This is a genomic window from Protofrankia sp. CiP1_Cm_nod1 (genome assembly GCF_920888515.1).
In the GTDB taxonomy this organism is placed as follows: Bacteria; Actinomycetota; Actinomycetes; order Frankiales; family Frankiaceae; genus Protofrankia.
Genome location: NZ_CAKKTM010000312.1, coordinates 1 through 5096 on the forward strand (window position 1 = coordinate 1; position 5096 = coordinate 5096).

5 protein-coding genes are annotated in these 5096 nt (G+C 73.8%); all 5 read right to left on the reverse strand.

Features of this window, described 5'->3' with window-relative positions:
• A partial coding sequence (lgt, locus tag NBX02_RS13945; protein WP_250287171.1) for a prolipoprotein diacylglyceryl transferase occupies positions 1–1021 on the reverse strand: 1021 nt, incomplete at its 3' end.
• A 282-nt stretch (positions 1022–1303) separates the two neighbouring features.
• Positions 1304–2218, reverse strand: coding sequence for a tryptophan synthase subunit alpha (gene trpA, locus NBX02_RS13950; protein WP_445548425.1), 915 nt, complete (start codon positions 2216–2218; stop codon positions 1304–1306).
• A gap of 179 nt (positions 2219–2397) precedes the next feature.
• The gene (trpB, locus tag NBX02_RS13955; protein WP_445548426.1) at positions 2398–3630 is read right to left on the reverse strand and encodes a tryptophan synthase subunit beta; all 1233 of its coding nucleotides are present in this window, start codon (positions 3628–3630) and stop codon (positions 2398–2400) included.
• Between the two features lie 186 nt (positions 3631–3816).
• Positions 3817–4623 carry an indole-3-glycerol phosphate synthase TrpC gene (gene trpC, locus NBX02_RS13960; RefSeq protein WP_250287169.1) on the reverse strand — a complete coding sequence of 269 codons (807 nt, stop codon included), beginning with the start codon at positions 4621–4623 and terminating at the stop codon, positions 3817–3819.
• Between the two features lie 319 nt (positions 4624–4942).
• On the reverse strand, positions 4943–5096 hold a 154-nt coding region (locus NBX02_RS13965), incomplete at its 5' end, for a Trp biosynthesis-associated membrane protein (RefSeq protein WP_445548427.1).

The following is a 5096-nucleotide window of genomic DNA, read 5'->3' on the forward strand; positions in this document are numbered from 1 at the left end:
CGGCAGCGGACTCGGCAGCGGACTCGGCGGCGGGCTCGGCGGCGGGCTCTGCCGCAGGCCCGGCGGCGGGACTGGCAGCGGGCCCTGCCGCGGGCCCGCCGGCGGTGGAGGTGGCCACGGGGCTGGCAGCGGACTCGGCAGCGGACTCGGCAGCGGGCTCTGCCGTGGGCCCGGCGGCGGGGCTGGCAGTGGGGCTGGGATCGTCGGTGGGTGCGTCGGCGGACGCCGGGAGGTCGGCGGGAGCGCGCAGGAACACCAGGGCGAGCGCCGCGGCGGCGAACACGACCAGCGACGTCCAGTCGTTGAGCCGCACCCCGAGGAAGGTGTGCGCCTCGTCGATGCGCAGCGCCTCGATCCAGGCCCGCCCGGCGGTGTAGAGCAGCACGTAGAGCGCGAACAGCTTGCCCCGGCCGAGCCGGTGGTGGCGGTCCACCCACAGCAGGACGCCGGCCACCCCGACGTTCCACAGCGCCTCGTACAGGAAGGTGGGATGGTAGAGCGGCTCGCCGGGGACACGCTGGTGCCGGGGGTCTATCCGCAGCGCCCAGGGCAGGCCGGTCGGGCGCCCGTAGAGCTCCTGGTTGAACCAGTTGCCGACCCGCCCGACAGCCTGCGCCAGGACCAGGCCCGGGGCCGCCGCGTCGGCGAACAGGCCGAAGGCGACCCCGCGGCGCCGGCAGGCGAGCCACCCGCCCAGCGCCCCGCCGACGACCGCGCCCCAGATCCCCAGCCCGCCATGCCAGACCCGCAGGATGTCGACCGGGTCCCCGCCGGCGCCGAAATAGGCGTCCGGGCTGGTGACGACATGGTAGATCCGCGCTCCGACGACACCGAACGGGACAGCCCACCCCGCCACGTCGGTAGCGAGATAGGAGGGCTGGCCACGCGCGCGCAGCCGCCGACCGGTGATCACGGTCGCGATCACGATACCGATGATGATCATCAGGGTGTAGCCCCTCAGTGGAACGGGGCCTACATACAGGATGCCCGTCGAGGGGCTGGGAATCGCGGCTAGGACCACACGGGCCAAGCTATACCGCCCGTAACCTGGCCCTCGCCGCGCCCCACATCGCCGCATGCCACAAGCGTTGCCGTAAGTAACCGGCAGATTGTCACCGAAGATTATCAATTACGCCAGCAATATTACTGGACGTCACCAGCTATCAGCGGACGCCACGAAACACTACAAAAAGTTGCAAATCACTATCAAACGATCCTGTAGTCACGGCACCACTACGGGCAGCGGGAGCGACTCGGACGGCAGGGACGGCAGGGACGGCAGGGACGGCAGGGACGGCAGGGATCATCCCCGTGGCACGGACGGCCCGGAGCGGCGCACCCCGGCGGCGAGCCCGGCCACGACCCCCCGCAGCGCCACCGCCGCCTCCTCCGGATCCGCCCCCGCGCGCTCGGCGTCCAGCAGCGCCCTGACCAGAGCCGATCCGACGATCACCCCGTCGGCGAAGCCGGCGACCTCGGCCGTCTGCTCGGGCGTGCTCACACCGAGCCCGACGGCGACCGGCGTGTCGGTCACGGCCCGGACCCGGCGGGCCAGCTCGGCCGCCTGCGCGCCCACCCGCTCCCTGGCCCCGGTCACGCCCATCAGCGACGCCGCGTAGATGAAGCCCCTGCTGACCGCGGCGACCCGCGCCAGCCGGGCGTCGGTCGAGCTCGGCGCGACCAGGAAGACGGGGTCGAGCCCGGTGTCGGCGGTGGCCGCGAGCCACGGGCCGGCCTCCTCGGGCGGCAGGTCCGGTGTGATCGCGCCGGCTCCGCCCGCGGCCGCGAGATCACGCGCGAACGCGGCGGCCCCGTAGCGTTCGACCGGGTTCCAGTAGGTCATCACCAGCGCCGGCACGCCGGTGGCGGCCACCGCCTCCACCGTGCGCAGGACGTCGGCGGTGGTGACCCCGCGGCGCAGGGCCGCGTCGGACGCGGCCTGGATCACCGGGCCGTCCATGGTCGGGTCCGAGTAGGGCAGGCCGACCTCGACGACGTCCACCCCGGCCTCGACGAGGGCCCGCATCGCCGTGACCGCGCCGGCCACCGAGGGGAAGCCCGCCGGCAGGTAGCCGACCAGCACCGCCCGCCCGTCGGCGCGCGCCCGGGCAAAGGCCTGGCTCAGCCGGCTCTGCCCGCCGGGCTCGTTCCGCTCGCCGGGCTCGTTTCGCTCGTCGGGCTCACCGGCGAGGCTCCGTTCATCCGAAAGACTTCGCACCCTGGTCCGTTCCGTGATCCGTTCCGCCGTCGGCGGCGGCCAGGCCGTTGCCTGGCACCCGCCGCGCGGAGCTGGTTCGGCGTGGTTCCCGCCGCTGGCGCTGCTCGTTCCTGGCGGTGGTGTTCGTTCCTGACGGTGGTGTTTTTCGTCGCTGCCGGCGTTCCCGCCGGGGAGGGCCGTCAGAGGAGGTCGAACCACTTCGCCGCGGTGTCGACGTCCTTGTCACCGCGCCCCGAGCAGTTCACGACGACGACGGCGTCCGGGCCGAGATCCCGGGCGACGCCGAACGCGGCGGCGAACGCGTGCGCGCTCTCGATCGCGACCAGGATGCCCTCCAGCCGGGCCACCAGGCGCAGCGCGTCCATGGCGGCCCGGTCGTCGACCACCCCGTAGGTCGCCCGGCCCGTCTCGTGCAGCCAGGCGTGCTCGGGACCGATGCCCGGGTAGTCCAGCCCGGCCGAGATCGAGTGCGACACCTGCGTCTGCCCGTCGGCGTCCTGGAGCAGGAACGTGCGCATGCCGTGCAAGACGCCGGGGGCGCCGCCGGCGATCGCGGCCGCGTGCCGGCCGGTGGCCAGCCCGTCGCCGCCGGCCTCGGCGCCGATCAGCCGGACGGAGGGGTCGCCGATGAACGGGTGGAAGATCCCCATCGCGTTCGAGCCGCCGCCGACGCAGGCCACCACCGCGTCGGGCAGCCCGCCGACACGCTCGAGGACCTGTGCCCGCGTCTCCACCCCGATGATCCGCTGGAAGTCACGGACCAGCATCGGGAAAGGGTGCGGCCCCATCACCGAGCCGATGCAGTAGTGGGTCGTGTCCACCGTGGCCACCCAGTCCCGCATGGCCTCGTTGATCGCGTCCTTGAGGGTGCGGCTGCCCGAGGCGACGGCCACCACCTCGGCGCCGAGCAGCCGCATCCGAGCGACGTTGAGCGCCTGCCGGGAGGTGTCCTCCTCGCCCATGTAGACCACGCACTCCAGGCCGAGCAGCGCGCAGGCGGTGGCCGTGGCCACCCCGTGCTGGCCGGCGCCGGTCTCGGCGATCACCCGGGTCTTGCCCATCCGGCGGGTGAGCAGGCACTGGCCGAGCACGTTGTTGATCTTATGGGAGCCGGTGTGGGCCAGGTCCTCCCGCTTGAGCAGGATGCGGGCGCCGCCGACGTGCGCGGTCAGCCGGGCCGCGTCCGTGAGCGCGGTGGGCCGGCCGGCGTACGTCGCGAGCAGCCCGCCCAGCTCGGCGGCGAAACCGGGATCGGCCCGCGCGGCCGCGTAGGCGTCGGTCAGCTGGTCCAGCGCGGCGAACAGCGCCTCGGGGACGAAACGACCACCGAAGCGCCCGAAGTGCCCGGCGCTGTCGGGCAGCGGGCCCACCGGTACGGCATCCGCGTCGGTGGGCCCGGCGGTTGGAGTCACGGCGGAGGTCACTGCGTGAACCTATCGCCCTGGGGATGTTCCGTGCGCGACAGGCCGGCGGCGCATCAGCGGCAGGTCAGCCACGGGCCGGCGGCGAGCCGGCGGCACATCGGCGGCGAGCCAGCAGCACGTCAGCGGCACGTCAGCGGCGGCCCGGCGACACGTCAGCGGTGGGCCGGCGGCGAGTCAGCGGCCGACCTTGGTGGCTGGATGCGCGCCGGCGGTGACCAGGTCCGCGACCGTCTGGCGGGGATTCGTGCCGGTCACCGCGGCCTCCCCCACCAGGACCGCCTCGGCGCCGGCCGCGGCGTAGGCGAGCAGGTCGTGCGGCCCGCGCACGCCGGACTCGGCGACCTTGACCACCCCCGGCGGCAGCAGCGGCGCCAGCCGGGCGAAGGTGGCACGGTCGACGTCCAGCGTCCGCAGGTTACGCGCGTTGACGCCGATCAGTTTCGCTCCCGCGTCGACCGCCCGCGCGACCTCCTGCTCGTCGTGCACCTCGACCAGGGCGGTCATGCCCAGCGACTCGACCCGCTCGAGCAGGCCGACCAGCCGGGGCTGCTCCAACGCCGCCACGATCAGCAGGACGATGTCGGCACCGTGCGCCCGCGCCTCGAAGACCTGGTACGGGGAGATCACGAAATCCTTGCGCAGGATGGGCACGTCCACCGCGACGCGCACGGCGTCCAGGTCGGCCAGGGACCCGCCGAACCGGCGCCGCTCGGTCAGGACGCTGATCGCCGCCGCGCCCGCCGCCTCGAACTGGGCCGCCAGCGCCGCCGGGTCGGCGATCGTGGCGAGCTCGCCCCTGGACGGGGAACGGCGCTTGACCTCGGCGATCACCGCGACGGCCCGGCTACGCAGCGCCGCCAGCGCGTCCCTGGGATCGGGAACGCGCTCGACGCGTCGCTTCAGCGCCGCCAGGGGGGTCGCGGCCTCCCGTTCGGCGAGGTCCACGCGCACCCCGTCAAGGATGTCGTCGAGAACGCTCATCGGTCTGTGCCCGTGGCTGTCGCGGCCATGGCGCCGATGTTAGGCCAGGCGTGTGCCGCAGGCATCCGCCCCCCGCCGAAGGGCTCGAATGCTCACACCCGCCGGTTGCTCACCGGTTGACACAGGACCGAGGACAGTGAAACGAGAAGGCTGAAAAACCTTTGCACACCGGATGCGCGGACACCATGCCCACGTATCGTGATTGTCCGTCTGTTGATCATCCGGAGGGACTGTTGCCGACCGTAAGGCAGCCGACACCTGGCAGTCCGCCCGCCAGCGACCGGTTGCCGGCCCGCCCCGAGATCGGCTGAGGCCAGGATCAGGTCGGGTCGTCGCCTCGGTCGATGGCCTCCCAGGCGTCGACCGGCCGGGCCGCCGGGGCCCGGTAGCGGGCGGACAGCGCCGACCAGGTGTGCCCGCGCAGCGCGACGAGCAGCCCGCCGCCGGCGAGGAGCACGCCGCCGGCGGCGGCC